This window comes from Shimia marina (assembly GCF_001458175.1).
Taxonomy (GTDB): Bacteria; Pseudomonadota; Alphaproteobacteria; order Rhodobacterales; family Rhodobacteraceae; genus Shimia; species Shimia marina.
The window spans coordinates 21,175-37,026 of the sequence record NZ_CYPW01000008.1 but is presented as its reverse complement, the minus strand read 5'-3'; the positions used below and the strand labels follow the sequence as shown (position 1 = coordinate 37,026).

Annotated in this window: 16 protein-coding genes and 1 pseudogene; 11 read left to right on the top strand and 6 right to left on the bottom strand. The window is 54.9% G+C overall.

Translation table 11 applies throughout. From position 1 onward, the window contains the following. The first annotated feature begins 5 nt into the window (after nt 1–5). Nucleotides 6–347, top strand: a complete 342-nt coding sequence (locus SHM7688_RS05835) for a copper-binding protein (RefSeq protein WP_050687155.1) — start codon at nt 6–8, stop codon at nt 345–347. 101 nt (nt 348–448) lie between these two features. Next, on the top strand, nt 449–964 hold the full coding sequence (locus SHM7688_RS05830) for a disulfide bond formation protein B (protein ID WP_050687143.1): 516 nt from the start codon (nt 449–451) through the stop codon (nt 962–964). Here SHM7688_RS05830 and SHM7688_RS05825 read toward each other — a convergent pair. The 6 genes and pseudogenes from SHM7688_RS05825 to SHM7688_RS05800 form a co-directional block, all read right to left on the bottom strand. Further along, nucleotides 961–1,656 (bottom strand): hypothetical protein, encoded by a 696-nt coding sequence (locus tag SHM7688_RS05825; protein WP_223229243.1) that lies wholly within the window; start codon nt 1,654–1,656, stop codon nt 961–963. The genes SHM7688_RS05830 and SHM7688_RS05825 overlap by 4 nt on opposite strands. A 4-nt stretch (nt 1,657–1,660) precedes the next feature. Beyond that, a pseudogene (gene tnpC / locus SHM7688_RS05820) lies at nt 1,661–3,219 on the bottom strand (IS66 family transposase). Between the two features lie 54 nt (nt 3,220–3,273). Continuing rightward, the gene (gene tnpB / locus SHM7688_RS05815) at nt 3,274–3,627 is read right to left on the bottom strand and encodes an IS66 family insertion sequence element accessory protein TnpB (RefSeq protein ID WP_050687139.1); all 354 of its coding nucleotides are present in this window, start codon (nt 3,625–3,627) and stop codon (nt 3,274–3,276) included. After that, the gene (gene tnpA / locus SHM7688_RS20145; RefSeq protein ID WP_050687135.1) at nt 3,624–4,028 is read right to left on the bottom strand and encodes an IS66-like element accessory protein TnpA; all 405 of its coding nucleotides are present in this window, start codon (nt 4,026–4,028) and stop codon (nt 3,624–3,626) included. Before tnpA ends, tnpB begins: the two co-directional genes overlap by 4 nt. A gap of 409 nt (nt 4,029–4,437) precedes the next feature. Next, nucleotides 4,438–5,142, bottom strand: a complete 705-nt coding sequence (locus SHM7688_RS05805; protein WP_058239074.1) for a copper resistance protein B — start codon at nt 5,140–5,142, stop codon at nt 4,438–4,440. Between the two features lie 27 nt (nt 5,143–5,169). After that, the gene (locus SHM7688_RS05800) at nt 5,170–6,984 is read right to left on the bottom strand and encodes a copper resistance system multicopper oxidase (RefSeq protein ID WP_083498968.1); all 1,815 of its coding nucleotides are present in this window, start codon (nt 6,982–6,984) and stop codon (nt 5,170–5,172) included. A gap of 880 nt (nt 6,985–7,864) precedes the next feature. Here SHM7688_RS05800 and SHM7688_RS05790 point away from each other — a divergent pair. From SHM7688_RS05790 to SHM7688_RS19975, 9 genes are all read left to right on the top strand, one after another. After that, the gene (locus SHM7688_RS05790) at nt 7,865–8,149 is read left to right on the top strand and encodes a copper-binding protein (protein ID WP_046212316.1); all 285 of its coding nucleotides are present in this window, start codon (nt 7,865–7,867) and stop codon (nt 8,147–8,149) included. A gap of 58 nt (nt 8,150–8,207) precedes the next feature. Beyond that, a complete protein-coding gene (locus SHM7688_RS05785; protein WP_058239072.1) occupies nt 8,208–9,470 on the top strand; it encodes an ABC transporter ATP-binding protein in 1,263 nt (420 codons plus the stop codon). Further along, entirely contained in the window at nt 9,467–9,928 is a 462-nt protein-coding gene (locus tag SHM7688_RS05780) for a hypothetical protein (protein WP_046212314.1), read from the top strand. The genes SHM7688_RS05785 and SHM7688_RS05780 overlap by 4 nt, the downstream gene beginning before the upstream one ends. 115 nt (nt 9,929–10,043) lie before the next feature. Then, nucleotides 10,044–10,613, top strand: a complete 570-nt coding sequence (locus SHM7688_RS05775) for a c-type cytochrome (protein WP_046212313.1) — start codon at nt 10,044–10,046, stop codon at nt 10,611–10,613. 1 nt (nt 10,614) lies between these two features. Next, entirely contained in the window at nt 10,615–11,514 is a 900-nt protein-coding gene (locus SHM7688_RS05770) for a c-type cytochrome (protein WP_046212312.1), read from the top strand. A 329-nt stretch (nt 11,515–11,843) separates the two neighbouring features. Continuing rightward, nucleotides 11,844–13,205, top strand: a complete 1,362-nt coding sequence (locus tag SHM7688_RS05765) for an ISKra4 family transposase (protein WP_058239071.1) — start codon at nt 11,844–11,846, stop codon at nt 13,203–13,205. Between the two features lie 211 nt (nt 13,206–13,416). Beyond that, nucleotides 13,417–14,139: a response regulator gene (locus SHM7688_RS05760; RefSeq protein WP_046212146.1), complete on the top strand. Its 723-nt coding sequence runs from the start codon at nt 13,417–13,419 to the stop codon at nt 14,137–14,139. Then, nucleotides 14,139–15,605 (top strand): ATP-binding protein, encoded by a 1,467-nt coding sequence (locus SHM7688_RS05755; protein WP_058239125.1) that lies wholly within the window; start codon nt 14,139–14,141, stop codon nt 15,603–15,605. The genes SHM7688_RS05760 and SHM7688_RS05755 overlap by 1 nt, the downstream gene beginning before the upstream one ends. Then, on the top strand, nt 15,541–15,846 hold the full coding sequence (locus SHM7688_RS19975; protein WP_223229242.1) for an SHOCT domain-containing protein: 306 nt from the start codon (nt 15,541–15,543) through the stop codon (nt 15,844–15,846). The genes SHM7688_RS05755 and SHM7688_RS19975 overlap by 65 nt, the downstream gene beginning before the upstream one ends. Nucleotides 15,847–15,852: the final 6 nt, after the last annotated feature.

The window sequence follows — 15,852 nt, the reverse complement described above, 5'->3', positions numbered from 1 at the left end:
TTCTCATGAAGATACTGACTGCAAGTCTCGTACTTCTGACCCTGTCCGCGACAGGGGCTATCGCACAAATGAACCACAATATGGATCATTCGGACATGCCGATGTCCGCCGAACAAATGGAGGGCGCGGTTCACGCGAAGGCCGTGATTAATTCCATCGGCGACGGCACTGCAAACGTGAGCCATGACCCGATTCCAGAGATCGGCTGGCCTGCAATGACGATGGATATGACGGTTCTGGAAAACGCGCAGATGATGGGAGAGGTGACCGATGGTGACGAGGTGACCCTGATGCTCGTCAAGGGCGAAGATGGGATGTATGCAATCGGGGGCATAATGCCAAACTGATCAAGGATTCGCAGTTGCCGAGAAATCGGCAGCTGCGGCGCGTACTGGGAGAGTTACACCGAGTTCGACCGCCGAGCTGCGTGTAGGCGAAAGGAAAGTGAATGGCGCTGTCTTCGAAACAACTTGGTTTGATCGCTGCCGGCGGATCGGCCGTTCTGTTGCTGGCCGCCTTCTTGTTTCAGGCGGCGGGCTATGCACCATGTGCGATGTGCATTTGGCAGCGATACCCTCACGCGATCGCCATCGCTATTGGCGCGCTCCTCATGGTTGGTTTGCCCATCTTACCGCTACTGATGGCAGGCGCTGCCGCCGCGTTCGTGACAGCGGGCATCGGGATGTTTCATACCGGCGTAGAACGGGGTTGGTGGGAAGGTCCGACATCCTGCACAGGCTTAGGTCTTGATATGTCAAACTTGTCAGCTGCGGACCTTCTGCCCTCTGCATCATCTGCACCATCGGCCTTGGTCATGTGCGACGAAGTCGCCTGGGAGTTCCTCAGCCTGTCTATGGCGAGTTGGAACGCGCTTTGGAGTTTCCTTCTTGCAGGGCTCTGGGTTCTGGCCTTTGCCCAAGCATGGCGCGCGTCGCGCTCACGTGAGAGCGCGACGGCAATCTAGCTCTGAAGACGCAGGATGACGACGGCAATAGCCGTCAGACACACAGCGGCCGACAAAAAAGCGACGAGAGCAACCGAAACCGCGCCCATGTTTCTTGGGAAGAGATCAACGAATGGTCTCAGGATTGCCGACTTTCCGGCTGCCGTAACATAGAGCGGCAGTGCACTTACCAAAGTGGCGTACAGGTAGACTCCGGATATGTTTTCAAAGAGTGCGGACCGCGCCAGTGTGGGCGCAACCACTGAAAGGGCCGTCGCCCGACTACCTCCAAAAGAGCCGAACCAACCGGCGGAAAGCACGTAAATGAAGGCGTGGAGAACGAGAAAGAGAGCGACTCGGATACCAAGATCGAGGAGAATGAACGACGCTGGATCACGGCCATTGGCGTCCTTGGTATTCAACACCGCAAACAGAAAGAAGCCGACGTAGTTGACGATAAAGATGACCGGAAGCCCATTCGTCAGAACCTGCCTGAAAAACCGTAAAAGCGCCGGTCCTCCGTCAATCAAGGCCGAAGCAAATCCAGGCGCACGCATGACATAAACGAGCAAGACCGGTAGGAGCCCGATCAGGCTGAAGACCAAGACGTTCGTTACAAATTGCGCGCCCGGCATCTTGGTTGAAAAGAAGCGTTGCATGTAAGCAGGTTGGCATGTCTGGAGGATATAGTGTAAGCGGCGGCTGGCGAGCACAGGATTATCTGCTTGACGGGAAATTCCAGGGCAGCAGGTCGTCGATGCGTTTTTTCGGATGACCCGCGGCGATCGCTTCGAGTGTAGATTTCAGATAGGCGAAAGGCTCGACGCCGTTGATTTTGGCGGTTTCGATCAACGAGGCGATCCGGCCCCAGGCTTTGCCGCCTTCGTCATGGCCTGCAAACAGTGCGTTTTTCCGATTTAGCGCAATTGGGCGGATTAAATTTTCGACTTGGTTGCTGTCTATCTCGACGCGCCCGTCGATGAGGAAGGTTTGTAATCCGTCCCAATGGCGGTGGATATACGCCAGTTTTCACCAAGGCGGGATTTGGCAGAGACGCGGGTGCGCTGTGTTTGCAGCCACTCGCCGAAGGTTGCAACGAGGGGCGCGGATCGGGCTTGGCGGGCCGAGAGGCGCTGGCCGGGGGATGTGCCTCGGATATCTTTTTCGATGGCGTAAATTTCGGCGATCTGGTGCAGGCCCTCTGCTGCGATCTCGGATTTGTCGCGATCATGGATTTCCTTGAGCTTTCGACGCGCGTGTGCCCAACAATGGGCAACGACGATGGGCTCGCCGCCCTTGCGCGTGGCGCGGGTCAGGCGATTGTACCCTTGATAGCCGTCCAGTTGCAGGATGCCATCGAAACCGGTGAGGAATTTCTCCGCATTCTCGCCCCGCCGATCTGGGGCGTAGAAGAACACCACCCCCGGCGGGTCATCGCCGCCCCAATTCCGATTATCACGCGCCAGTGCCCAGAGGTATCCGGTTTTGGTTTTCTTGCGGCCGGGATCGAGGATCGGCGCGGTTGTCTCATCCATAAATAGCTTCGTGGATGTCTTCAGGTGTTCGGCCAGCTGGTCGACCACCGGCCCCAGATGGAAGGCCGCTTTGCCGACCCAATCGGCCAGCGTTGAGCGGTGAATGTCGATACCTGCACGACCCAGAATTTGGGATTGCCTGTGCAGCGGGCAGTGATCTGCATATTTTGACACCAACACATGCGCGATGCTGCCCTCTGTCGGCAGCGCCCTTTCGATCAGGCGCGCTGGCGCTGGGGCTTGGGTCACTCCATCGGTGCAATGGCGGCAGGCATATTTGGGGCGCACGGTGACGATTACGCGCATTTTGGCGGGCACGATGTCCAGACGCTCGGATCGGTCCTCGCCAATTTTGTGCATCTCCCCGCACCCGCAAGGGCAAATCAAGCTGTCGGGTTCGACAATCTGCTCGATGCGTTCCAGATGCTCGGGCAGATTGCCCAGGTTGCGCCGCGCCACCGGTTTGCGTTTGGGTGCATCTTCTCCGGTGGCTTGGGTGTCCTTGCGCTCGTGCACCTCGGCGATGGCAACTTCGAGCTCTTCGAATAAGAGCTGCCGGTCATTCTCGTCCAGCTTCTCGGACTTCTTGCCATGCACCGCATGGTTCAGCTCAGCCACCAGATGCTCAAGCCTTTTGTTGATCTCCTTGAGTTCTGCGACCTGCGCGGCCTGCGCCTCAAACAGCGCCCGGAACTCGGGCGGCAGCAGGCTCAAATCAAGGTCATTGGCAGCGTCGGACATGGCCGCCGCATAGCACGAAGGCCCAAGTTTACCGAGCCCAATCGACCTCCTGATTCATTCAGCCGCAGCCGGAGGGCGGCTTTCCAAAGCCTTCACCTTGCGCCAGTCCAGCCCCGCAAAAAGCGCCTCGAACTGGGCGTGGTTCAGCGACATCACACCGTCCCGAATGGCGGGCCAGGTAAAGCTCGTGTCCTCCAGCCGCTTGTAGGTCATCACCAACCCGGTTCCATCCCAATACAGCAACTTTAGCCGATCCACCCGTTTTGAGCGGAACACAAATACCGTTCCCGTGAACGGGTCTTTACGCAAAACCGAACTCACCAGTGCTGATAGGTCATCGTGCCCTTTCCGGAAGTCCACCGGCTTCGTTGCCACCAAAATACGAACCCGGTTTGAGGGGAATATCACGCTGTCTCCCCAAGCGCGCGAACAATCTGAGCAACCCGTGCCGCTGGAGTTGTCCCATCCAGCTTGATCAACATCTCGCCCGCAACGATCTCTATAGCAGGCGACAACGCATCGACTTCCGAGGGCGGCGGCGCAGGCGGACTATCAAAAACCACCAAAGGCGCAAACGCAGCCTCTTTCCCGAGTACCGGCAAAACAAGCTCACCATCCTTGGCCATCCGTCGCCACGACGACACATGGTTCGCGCGCACATCATATTTGCGAGCCACCGCATTCACCGTCGCACCCGGCAACAACGTCTCCGCAACAATCCGCGCCTTCACCGCATCCGGCCAGCGCCGCCTACCATCGCTGGAGGTCGAAACACCCAAGCGCCTGAGAAACTCAACTGTAGTCTCCATGGAGAAACTCACCTCGCAAAATCAACTTTGGAGGTGAAATCTCAAATCAGACATCGGACTGGAAGGTGACCGTCACGCACCGCTTACGATATAGTCGATTTTCGGAACCAAAATTACCGTTTCACACGGGCGTACCTTAGGACCGCAGTTCAGAACAGCAGTTCCAGTGTACTTGTGTGCTAATGATTTTTTCTTGGCTGAAACATCCTCTCTTAATCAACGGTTTCCTCAGTTCGAGAGCAGGCTCACCTGAAATCGAGGAAATATGATGCGAGAAGATCAATAGCGCGTGCAATCTGAGTCTTCTGTATCCGCCACAAATGCGGATTGTTTCGTAGATCAACTTGCGACTAGCTGTTGATACAGGCAGATTGAACCGCCCCTTCCGTTCAGAAGGGGCGGTCCCGTGTCAAAACATCAGACGCGTCCCAAAAACAATAGAGGTAACCCCGTTTTCCTCTCCGCTTGCACGAATAAGATCAGCCGTCCCACCAAAGGATTTTTCGTAGTTTATCCCTATGTAAGGCGAGAAAGAACGATCAACCAGATCATAACTAAGCCTCAACCCGGCTTCAATTGTTGCACCACCTGACGCTTGATCATAAGCAAGATCATCCTCAAGAGGGACCGTCACTTCGATGCTGGGTGTCAAGATGAGCCGATTGGTAATTAGACCCTCATACTCCGCTTCAAAGCGAAAGAAAGAATGATCGGACAAGTAGAAGTCAGCATCAACCTCTAGGAAACCAGGAGCAAGACCTTTAAGGCCAAGCACCGCATTATACCGATCCGGTAATCCATCGGGTGTACTTGCCTGTACACCAACGACGCCATCAAAGAACGTTGAAATCGGGAACTGTAACCGCAACTGGTTTTCCAAGCCTTCGAAGTCACCAGACCCTTCCAGGATTTCAGCTTCGCTCCGCCAAACGAACTTCAACTCGTCAGTTCCAATGACGAAATCGAAGTCCCAAACGAAAACGCCTTCATCGTTGTCACCACTACGGTATTCAAACTGTTCAGCTTGGAAACCATAGATGAGAGGTTCCGCATGAGCGGCGGAGAAAGTGGAGATTAACAAGCTGGCAACGCCAGCTATCTTCAAACTCTGCATTACTATATTCCTTTTCGGCCGCGAAGATCAGGCTGGGCCGCCATTGACAACAACCTTCCGGAACATGCCAGCATCGGCGTGATACGAAAGATGGCAGTGGAACGCCCACTGACCGGGTTCGTCGACCTCGACATCTATGTCCACCGTCATGGCGGGGTTCACGTTTACGGTATGTTTGATGGGGTTACGAGATCCTTTGCCCACATCCACGAGCGACCACAGGCCGTGCAGGTGCATCGGGTGCGCCATCATCGTTTCGTTGATGAAACGAATACGCACGCGTTCCCCGTAGTTCAGGACGATCGGCTCTGCATCATTGAATTTCACATCGTTAATCGACCAGATGTAGCGCTCCATGTTCCCCGTAAGCCGCAATTCGATGGTGCGCGACGGCTTCCTGTACTTGTATTTGGGCCGCGCAGCCGTGAGGTCGGCATAGGACAGGAATTTCCCACCATTGTAGGCCCTCGGTATCAAACCGCTGCCATTGGCATAGGAGGAGTCGACGCTGCTGGGCTCCGTCATGCCACCCATATTGGAATGATCCATGCCAGCCATATTGGAGTGGTCCATACCGGCCATATTGGAATGATCCATACCGGCCATGTTGGAGTGGTCCATACCGGCCATGTTGGAATGATCCATGCCAGCCATGTTCTGCATCACATGACCCTCCATGCCCATTCCACCCATCATTCCGCCCATGTCGGCCATAGTGAGAAGTGGTTTCGGCCGCATCGCCGGCACAGCGCCTGCCATACCTTCTCTTGGTGCCAGAGTTCCCCGCACCATGCCGGTACGTCCCACCGATTCCGCGATGATGCTGTAAGCTTTGTTCTCACGCGGCTGAACAATGACATCGTAGGTTTCGGCTACAGCAATACGGAGTTCGTCTACCTTGACCGGCTTAACATCATTCCCGTCCGCTTGAATCACGGTCATTTTGAGCCCCGGAATCCGCATGTCGAAATAGGTCATCGCGGACGCGTTGATGAAACGCAGCCGAACTTTCTCACCCGCTCGGAACAGGCCGGTCCAGTTCTGCGATGTGCTCTGGGCATTGATTGACGCAGTGAACCCTTGAACGTCCTCGATATCGGTCGGCATCATGCGCATTCTGCCCCACATCCCGCGTTCCTGCAGGGCTGCTTGCAGACTGTCAGCGCGCGAGTCTTTTATGAGCGTCTGGAGCGTGCGCTGCGACCGATTGTAGTAGTCAGGCATCCGCTTGAGATTGCGCATGATTTTTTTGCCGGAGTGTGGGTGATTATCTGCCAACTGAACGACATAATCGCGATCTGCCCGCACCCGTTCGCCTCCGCGAGGCTCGATCACAATGGCCCCGTAAGCACCGTCGGGTTCTTGGAACCCGGAATGGCTGTGAAACCAATAGGTGCCAGCCTGGGTGATCGGAAACCGATAAGTGAAGGTCTCTCCCGGGGGGATTCCGTTGAAGCTGATCCCAGGTACGCCGTCTTGTCTAAACGGCAGGATTAGCCCATGCCAGTGAATGGAGGTGGTTTCGTTTAGATTGTTTTTGACGTTGATCGTGACTTCTTCACCCTCCTTAAAACGGAGGACGGTTGGGAACTGGCTATTGTTGTAACCGACACCCGTCTTACGGAAGTCTCCCGTATCGATCCGCACCCGATCGACTGTAATGTCATACGTTCCTTTGGATGTAATCGTAGGGTTTTGATGAGCCTGCAAAGCAGATGGCATTGCAAGAGCCGCCGCGGCAGCCAAACCGAATTGTCGCCGGGAAAGGCTACCCGACAAATGCTCCGATGTACTCAGAGCAGTGTCCGAGCGTGCAAGGAATTTTGCGCTAAAGAGAGGCATTTTCTTTTCCTCATTAGTGAGATTGTTGGAATCTGTTAAAGAGCAACATCTGAGATCGGGTGACCGGTTTCTGCGGCGTTGCGAAAAAGCCTACCGGCAACCGCCCTCAACGCATGCAGAAGCACGGACTAAGCGCTGTTCGCAGTTAACTACACGCACAGAGCCACCTGCAGATCGGATGGGATGTCAGGAACGCGGAGGGGGCGACTTCACTTCGAGTGTTCGACTCTCGGCGCTCTGCGCCTCAAGCTTATGAGCATCAAAAACTGTCACAAGACCTGGCGCACAAGGCGTCGGAGGCGTTGTGGAAATAATCGAACAGTACGCCATCGAGCCAAAGCACGCAGTGTCATGACGCCCTTGCTGGTCAGTAACCAGCGCAGCATGCCCTGAGTTATCTTCCGCGCAAATTTCCTCGAACGTTAGAGGCGGGCTCTCAACAGCAACAGACACAGTTGGAATGAGCGACAAAACAAAAAAAGCGAGCGACAAGACGCAAATTATCTTGGTCATCCATTCCAGCCGCATAGGTCTCTTTCTCCAGTGTTCCGACCAACTGCTATCGGTCGTACTCGTCGATGTAAACCTTACAAATTGATACATTTCAAACCGGCCCAGTGGTATTGATTTGGTTGGGGTTTTTAGCTTTATCAAGAATAGGCAGTCACCGTTCACAACTGAGTATGTCATGGGACTTTGAAGGTAGAAATGACGAGGTCGCCCTTACTGTCATCGTCAAAACGGCCGTTCGGTCAGACTTGGCAGCGAGAGTGAGTTCCCTCGGCGGTTTACAACAAAACCCAAAAATTGCCTGTTTTGAAATTAAGAAAGCCTCGACACTAACAATCGATCTTGTGCCTCTCAAAGGAGCATACAAAACATGAAAATTCTCTCACTCGCGGCCGCTTTGGCAGTTACTGCAACAACATCATTTGCTGGCGGCGACCATGATATGTCGATGGGCACCGTCACGAACTTGGACCGCAAGTCGAATGTGGTGACGATCAACCACGGCCCGCTCAAAAACATCAACATGCCCGCGATGGAAATGGGTTACGCGGTTGCCAAGCCTTCGATGCTGAAAGGCCTTCGCAAAGGCTCCCAGATCCATTTTGTCGTCGAGCAAGTCAATGGCCAGTACATTGTAACAGAGATTATGAAGTAGAAAACGTCATGTTGAGACTCCAGGGCCGTTACTCTGCTGGCCTTTTTGAGGAAATACAATGAGTGCGCCCCTGGAAATCGACGCGTTTACACTTTCCGGTCTTTCCGGCTGGACGCATCATATTGCAGACACATTGGGATTTCACATCAGTGAAAACCCGCCTCGCTGGCTACATATGGCGCTGCACTTTATTCTAGTCGTTGCTCCACTGGTTGCTCTATTTGGTTTCCTGGTATTTTTAGCTCAGATTATCAAAAAAGCGGCTCGGAACAGTCTGTTTTCCGATGAAGATCGCGCTGAGTTTGTGCTTGTTCGCAATTTGATAGGATTGCGCTGGCACGAACAGGTTACCGTGATCTTCCTTGGTGTGTTGGCACAGCCAATTCTATATGCGACCCTCGAATTGCCGAAACGCATTGTCAATGGTGCTATCGAATCAAATCATTTTCCCATCGAGATTCTTAGCGGTCAGTATACGCAACTAGAGTACCTCGGGATCTTGTCAGGCCTATATCTTATTACACTGATTGCGAGTGGAGCAATTAAATATTGCATAAATGTCAAAAAGGGGCAGATCGGAGAGCGAACACTTTTGAGGCTTCGTCTGGTGCTTTACCGGGCATGGCGCCGTGCACCGGAAGGACAGCGCAGAACCGAAGTCATCCCACTATCGACGAGCGAAATAGAGCCCATCGGAGGGTTTGCGGGAGAGGTTCTGGCAACACCTGTTTTCCAAGGCGGTACATTGATCACGGTCTTGTTGTTTATGTTCATTCAAGATCCGATATTGGGTGCAGCGGCGATGGCACTCGTCCCTGTTCAGCTGTTCATCATACCCATTTTGCAAAGGTGGGTAAACAAACGGATGAGACTCCGGATTCGTGCTGTTCGCGCATTTGGAGACATTCTTGGTGAGCAAACCGGCGATGTGTCCGGCCGAAACATAACTCGCAGAACACTTTCAGCAGCTCACCGGCTAAGAAACACAAGACTCGACTTGCAGCGCGCAAAGTATTTGCAGAAAGCAATCAGCAATTTTCTAATGTCATTGACGCCCTTTCTACTCTACTCAATTGGAGGTTGGCTTGTCATTGAAGGCCGATTATCACTAGGGGCCTTGGTGGCAATAATTGCAGCCTTCAAAGATTTTTCCAGTCCTTTCCGGGAACTCATTCTCTACTACCAGAATTCGTCCGATGTCAGACTTCGATCAAGAGAGTATGAAAATTTCTTGATGAAATGTGGAAGTCTAACCCATGGGCCGAGCGTGAAGCAGTGGAGTAATCGTCCACAATTCTCTGAAATCGAAGGAGCTTCATGATGCGCTTTGCTCGGCTAGCTTTGGTGATGGGACTAATTTGGTCGACGGTGGCTGTTCTGCCTGCACACGCGGATGGCGTCGAACAGTCCTTGGAAGGTCTTCACGGCATCTACGTGAGCAAACTGTGCGTTGCCAGCGGTCTTCAAGATGGCGACGCTGAGATTGAGATGGTGTTCGAGAACATTTCCGCCGAGATGGTGTTCCTAGATGGTGTCGCATCCGATGTGTCTTTGGGTGGTGAGTTATACTTCAAAGATCTCGTGGGTTCGACGATCACGCAGAATGGATTTGGCGTGGATGAAGGAGAAATACTTGATGTCTCGAGTTCCCACATCGGCGCGCGATTGACTGATCTCAAACAAGATCTCAGCCCAGGCGACCATCCAACTGTTTTCTTGAACTTCAGGCACGGAACGCTGGAGGTCACGGCACATGTATTACCGCGAGGTCAATGCTGACCGTGACCGAGGCACAAAAACTTCTCAGTGGCGTAAACGGAACGTCGATTTGATTCCGTCATCGCGAAGTTGCTGCATCTCACCCTCATCAAACAATCCCCATGGAGATATACAAATGAAAAAGACCACCCTTTTACTCTCACTAGCCGCGATTTCCGCCGCAAGTCTCGTATGGGCGCATGGCGGTGCCACAGGGATCGTAAAGGAACGCATGGACGGCATGGTGGCTATGAGCAAGGCGACAAAGGCGATTACACCCATGATGCGCGGTAACGTCGAATACAATGCCGAAGCTATCCGAGAATATGCACGCACGATCGAGGAACATGCCGGAGAAGCAATGACAAAGCTTTTTCCCGAAGGGAGCGGTGGCATGCCCTCCGAGGCGAAAGACGATGTGTGGACCGACTGGGAGCAGTTTGAAGTTCTTGCCATGCAACTGGAGAGCCTTGGCAAAGGTCTCGGCCAAGCTGCCGAAAATGGCCTGGCGGCATCAGGTTCTGCGGACGGAGCTAGCACTAATATGATGGGGACCGGCGGCATGATGGGCACCGGCAGCATGATGGGCGCGGGCAGCATGATAGACATCGAGATGCTTGCGCAGATGCCAGCCGACGCGGTCTTTGCAAAAGTCGGCCAAGCATGTTCGGCGTGTCATACAAAATTCCGCGCCGAGTCCAACTAACATGAAGCGCTTATCTATTGGCCTTGGCTTGTTTGCCGCCCTTGCGGTGATCGGCTTTCTTGGGCTCGCTGCTTGGCCGATTTCCCGAACTCCGTCGCCTTCACTGGCGACTCTGGACGGCAATGTTCAGAATGGAGCCTATCTTGCGAGAGCATCCGGCTGCATCGCTTGCCATACCAACCCAGAGGGCGGCGCTCCTCTGGCAGGTGGTATAGCTCTGGAGACGCCATTTGGCACATTGTATTCGCCAAATCTAACGACAGATCCTGTTCACGGGATCGGGGATTGGACAATCGACCAGTTCGCAGTCGCGGTAAGGCAGGGTATATCCCCGGAGGGAGAGCCCTATTATCCCGCTTTCACCTATCCGTTCTATGCGGACTTCTCAGATCAGGACATCGCGGATCTCTGGGCGGCATTCCAAACTGTGCCACCGGTGGCGGAACCTTCTGTCGCGCCAAGTATGATGTTCCCGTTCAATCAGCGTGCTGGTCTAAAGTTGTGGCGCGCAGCATTTATGCACGACCCCGATACGGAACCTGTGGAGGGCAAAGGCGATAGTTGGAATCGTGGCAAATGGTTGGTCGAAGGAGCGACTCACTGCAGTGCTTGCCACACACCTCGCAACTTGGCTGGAGGGCGTAAAGAAGAAACTGAGAAGTTCGCGGGTTCAGACTTGATCCCAGGTGGAGGTAAAGCGCCTGCGATCGATACATCTTCGCTTAAAGAACAAGGATGGGATGCGGACAATTTGGCTTATGCATTGAAGACCGGTCTGACTCCATCCGGAGATGCCTTTGGCAACGCCATGGGAGAAGTCGTTTTACATGGAACCCAGTTTCTCAGTGCCGCAGATCTTGCAGCCATGGCCGAGTACTTAATGGATCAACCAAGACAGTGAAGACAGCTGAGGTATTTGATGGGTCCAGTAAAACTTAGTTTCTGCGTTAGTGTACACTTATCAAGCCGATTTTTGACGTTAGCACTGCAAGAGACGTTGGACGGATTTAAACAGAGGGAGCAAGACTGTGGATAGGTCTACCAACCAGCCGCCCCTAAATACCAGTTCACCAAGCACTGGTCCGGAGGCGATGCTGTCAACGAACAGAGGAGCATTTCTCGGCTTCTTGATGAAGCGATTGAAGGACAGGTTGGGAGTGGACAAAACATGGGGGTCATCTTCGTCGTTGCGGCCCGTGCTAAGGTGAGTTCTTTGCGTGTGGGGCTGCCATGGACGTACGGATTTCAATCGAAACTACCTTCGACAACGGGGAGAAGCGCACTCATCAGCTTGACGGCATTTCACGACCCTACCGGGTGACCTGTCCAGACGGGATCGGGTTGCGCCTCGAGGATGGGAAGAGGGTTGTCGAACAGATTCAGCGGGCAATTCTTTGCGATCAGGTTGAGGAAATCATCCGAGAAAGCCGCGTATGCCCGGATTGCGCCTCGGTTCGTGCCATTCATGACTATCGCACGCGCGATCTCGACACGCTCTTTGGGCGGGTTCGGGTCAAAGCCGCGCGCTTGCGCCGCTGTTCGTGTGATGCCAGGTCAGCGGCGATGCCAGGCGGACCTATTTCTCCGCTGGCCTATTTCTTTCCTGACCGGGCTACCCCGGAGCTGCAGCGGCTCCATGCGGAACTCGGGTCCCGGCATTCCTTTCGCGAAGCCGCGCGGCTGATGAAAAGCTTCCTCCCCTGCCATCCGCCCCATCACACCACGGTGCGTGACCGGTTGGGAAGAGTAGCCGCGGGGCTCGAGAAAAGTCGAAGGGCATCAGGCGATCCCGCTGAAGCACTTCCCAAAGGGGGTTTGACGGTTTTTCTGGACGGTGCGCATATCCGCTGTCGACCGGAGTATCAGCAGCGACACCTGGATCTTGTGGTCGGTAAGATTGAAAGTCGCAATATGTGCCGACGATTTGGCTTGGTCGCCAATGCGACGGCATCGCCAGGCAGCCGGATGCGAGAAGAGCTGTCAGACTTTGGATGGAAGCCGGGCCGTCTGTTGACGGTAATCTCTGATGGCGAGCTTGCTCTCCCGAACCTCATACGGAATGCCATGGGTGGCGACGGCCAGGTGAAGCATATCCTCGACTGGTGGCACATCTCGATGCGTATTCGACATGTCGAGGCCGCCGTTCAGGGTCTGGTCCAGATACCGGGATTCACTGGAATTCCGGTGCTGTTCCAGCGCCCCGCGAAAAGCCTTCGCTGGTGGCTGTGGCATGGCAGAGCACGGGTCGCGGAAACTTATCTGAAAGGGCTCATGCACGATTGCACCCGCCTTGCGGAAGAACCTTTGGCTGTCCGCACCGCTGCCGCTCGTGTGCAGGCCCGATGCGGGACACTGTACACCTATCTCGCGAACAACATGGAATCCCTTGTCGACTATGGCCGACGGTACCGTAACGGGCTGCCCATCTCGTCATCTCGTGCCGAAGGATCAGTCGATGACATTGCCAATGCCCGCATGGGAAAGCGCAGAAGGATGCGGTGGTCGCCCAAAGGGGCTCACCGAGTAGCCGTCACAAGGGCCGCAGTTCTCGATGGTCGGCTGACCGTCGCAAACAGAAAACGCGCCGCATGACCCCCATGTTTTGTCCACTCCCTGTTCGAAAACCTCATCGTTTGATCGGTTGCGGTTCTATGCGTCACGGGCCACGTGCACGACGCTACCCGGGAGTGCCGCGCGGTGCAGGTTTAGATTTGTATCCATGTGTAGCAAGGGACTGACCTGATACAAACAGCTACAATTCTGCCCCTGAAACATGAAACGACTATGATTTAGGAAGGACGCCATGGGACCACCACCTCATATCCTTATCGTGGATGATCACGCTCAGATTCGCGAAAGCGTCGCGCGCTTTCTGGAGAAGAACGGGATGCGGACCACAGTCGCCAAAGACGCCGTGGAAATGGATGCGAAACTCGTGACCGGCCATTTCGACCTGCTCGTGCTCGATGTCATGATGCCTGGAGAGGATGGCCTGTCGGTGTGCCGACGCCTTGCGCCCAAAGGTGATCTTCCGATAATTATGCTTACGGCGCTTGGTGAGGAAACAGATCGTATTGTGGGTCTGGAAATCGGCGCTGATGACTATCTGGCCAAGCCTTTCAATCCGCGAGAACTGCTCGCCCGGATCAAATCGGTTCTCAGAAGAAGCAACCGCGATGAACCCTTGGCCGGAAGTCTGGCTGGACGGAAAGTCAGTTTTGCGCATTGGATCCTGGATACCGACCGACAGGTCCTGATCGACGGCTCCGCCACCGAGACGCCATTGACGACATCCGAGTTCAAATTGCTGGCGGTCCTGCTTGAGAGAGCGAGGATGGTGCTCAGTCGTGACCAGTTGCTTGACCTGACCGCCGGTCGGAGCGCCGGTCCCATGGATCGCACAATTGACAATCAAATCAGCCGTCTTCGCCGCAAGATCGAGCCGGATGTGTTAAGACCAAGCGTCATCAAGACAGTGCGAAATGGTGGGTACTGTCTGGCGGCCGATGTCGAGGATGCGATATGATGCGCCGTGCGTTGGCCTCTCTGAGCGGACAGTTGATCCTGCTTGTGGTCGCCGCGCTTGTCGTGGCCCAGGCAATCAGCCTTTTCCTCTTCGCAGATGAGCGCAGCCTGGCTATCCGGGCGGCTTTGGGTTTTGAAGCCGCCGGTCGAGCGGCGAATGTCGCACGGCTGATCGAGGAGGCGCCGCGGGATTTGCATCAATCGATCCTTCGAGCGGCAAATTCACCTCTTATCCGTTTTGATCTATCGAGTACCCCGAGTGTCGAACACACCGGCCATTCCGACGGCGGCATCGTAGAGGGACGCATACGCGCCCTGATGGATGACAGCTACAGCCGGGATATTCGTGTTGAGTTGCATGAGGTCGAGGGCGAGTTGCGACCCTTGCCCAATCTCTCTGATGAAATGACAGAAATGCATCTCGCAATGATGCGTGGGGAGTTGACAGCGGTTGAAATGAACTTGTCGATCGCGATCGAGGGATCGCGTTGGCTGAATATTGGAACGCGGTTCGAGCGGCCACCAATCCAGTGGCCTTTTTATTCGATGCTGACCTTCGGGATCTCCGCTGGACTGCTTCTGGTGGCCATCATCTGGTTTGTCATGACGCGCCTGACGCGTCCGCTTCGGAATTTGTCCAAAGCCGCCGACCATCTCGGCCGAGGCGAGGATGTGCCGGAGCTGGCAATTGCAGGGCCGACCGAAGTCAGGGACCTGACTGTCGCCTTCAATCGCATGCAAATCCGGCTGACCCGGTTTGTCAGTGATCGGACACGGATGCTCGCAGCCCTCGGGCACGATTTGCGCTCGCCGCTCACCGCCATTCGGGTCCGCGCGGAACTGGTTGACGATGCAGAGACTCGCGAAAGCCTCATTGCATCGGTTGAGGAGATGCAAACCATGGTCGAAGCGACGCTCACCTTTGCTAGAGGCCTGACCGGATCCGAAGAGTCCGAAGTGGTGGATCTACGCGACTTCCTGAAAAGCTTGTGCAGCGATATGTCGGCACACTGCTCGTTTGGCCTGAGCGACGATATTTCCGTGCGGCTTCGACCCAACGCGTTTCGCAGGGCGCTTCGGAACCTGCTGGAAAATGCCGTTCGCTACGGTGGCGGCGCCCAAATCAGCTGGCCGGTCCGAGACGCGAACCTAGTGCTCAACATCGATGACACCGGCCCGGGCATTCCGGACAATGAATTGCAAAAGGTGTTCGATCCCTTCTATCGGCTGGAGCAATCGAGGTCGCTTGAAACGGGTGGCTACGGACTAGGGCTCTCCATCGCGCGGACAATCATCCAATCCCATGGCGGGGATATTGGATTGGTCAACCGGCACGGTGTCGGCTTGCGCGCAGTCGTGACCATTCCGTTGGATGAAAACCAAGAAATGAAAGGAGAAACAGATGAAACCGAAGACGTTTTTTCCAATGTTACTGTCCAGCTTGCCCGCCAGCATGGCGCGAGCTGATGGACCCGACTCCTGGACAGGTCACATGTGGGGCGGAGGCTATGGCTTTATGGGCGGCTTCATGATGCTCGCCTTCTGGAGCGTCGTGATAGCATTGATCGTGTTTCTGGTGCTCAGGCTGCGGGACAATGGCACCCGTCCCCCGGACTCGGACGCGCAGGAAGCGCTCCGGCGCCGCTTTGCGAATGGGGAAATCGACGAAGAAGAGTTCCGTCGCCGCAAAGCAACGCTCGACGAATAGACCCCG

Bases quoted from the DNA above. Each gene is read 5' to 3' on its own strand.
- SHM7688_RS05835 (WP_050687155.1), top strand. From the start codon at position 6: ATGAAGATACTGACTGCAAGTCTCGTACTTCTGACCCTGTCCGCGACA.
- SHM7688_RS05830 (WP_050687143.1), top strand. From the start codon at position 449: ATGGCGCTGTCTTCGAAACAACTTGGTTTGATCGCTGCCGGCGGATCG.
- tnpA (WP_050687135.1), bottom strand. From the start codon at position 4,028: ATGGAGACTACAGTTGAGTTTCTCAGGCGCTTGGGTGTTTCGACCTCC.
- SHM7688_RS05805 (WP_058239074.1), bottom strand. From the start codon at position 5,142: ATGCAGAGTTTGAAGATAGCTGGCGTTGCCAGCTTGTTAATCTCCACT.
- SHM7688_RS05800 (WP_083498968.1), bottom strand. From the start codon at position 6,984: ATGCCTCTCTTTAGCGCAAAATTCCTTGCACGCTCGGACACTGCTCTG.
- SHM7688_RS05790 (WP_046212316.1), top strand. From the start codon at position 7,865: ATGAAAATTCTCTCACTCGCGGCCGCTTTGGCAGTTACTGCAACAACA.
- SHM7688_RS05785 (WP_058239072.1), top strand. From the start codon at position 8,208: ATGAGTGCGCCCCTGGAAATCGACGCGTTTACACTTTCCGGTCTTTCC.
- SHM7688_RS05780 (WP_046212314.1), top strand. From the start codon at position 9,467: ATGATGCGCTTTGCTCGGCTAGCTTTGGTGATGGGACTAATTTGGTCG.
- SHM7688_RS05775 (WP_046212313.1), top strand. From the start codon at position 10,044: ATGAAAAAGACCACCCTTTTACTCTCACTAGCCGCGATTTCCGCCGCA.
- SHM7688_RS05770 (WP_046212312.1), top strand. From the start codon at position 10,615: ATGAAGCGCTTATCTATTGGCCTTGGCTTGTTTGCCGCCCTTGCGGTG.
- SHM7688_RS05765 (WP_058239071.1), top strand. From the start codon at position 11,844: ATGGACGTACGGATTTCAATCGAAACTACCTTCGACAACGGGGAGAAG.
- SHM7688_RS05760 (WP_046212146.1), top strand. From the start codon at position 13,417: ATGGGACCACCACCTCATATCCTTATCGTGGATGATCACGCTCAGATT.
- SHM7688_RS05755 (WP_058239125.1), top strand. From the start codon at position 14,139: ATGCGCCGTGCGTTGGCCTCTCTGAGCGGACAGTTGATCCTGCTTGTG.
- SHM7688_RS19975 (WP_223229242.1), top strand. From the start codon at position 15,541: ATGAAACCGAAGACGTTTTTTCCAATGTTACTGTCCAGCTTGCCCGCC.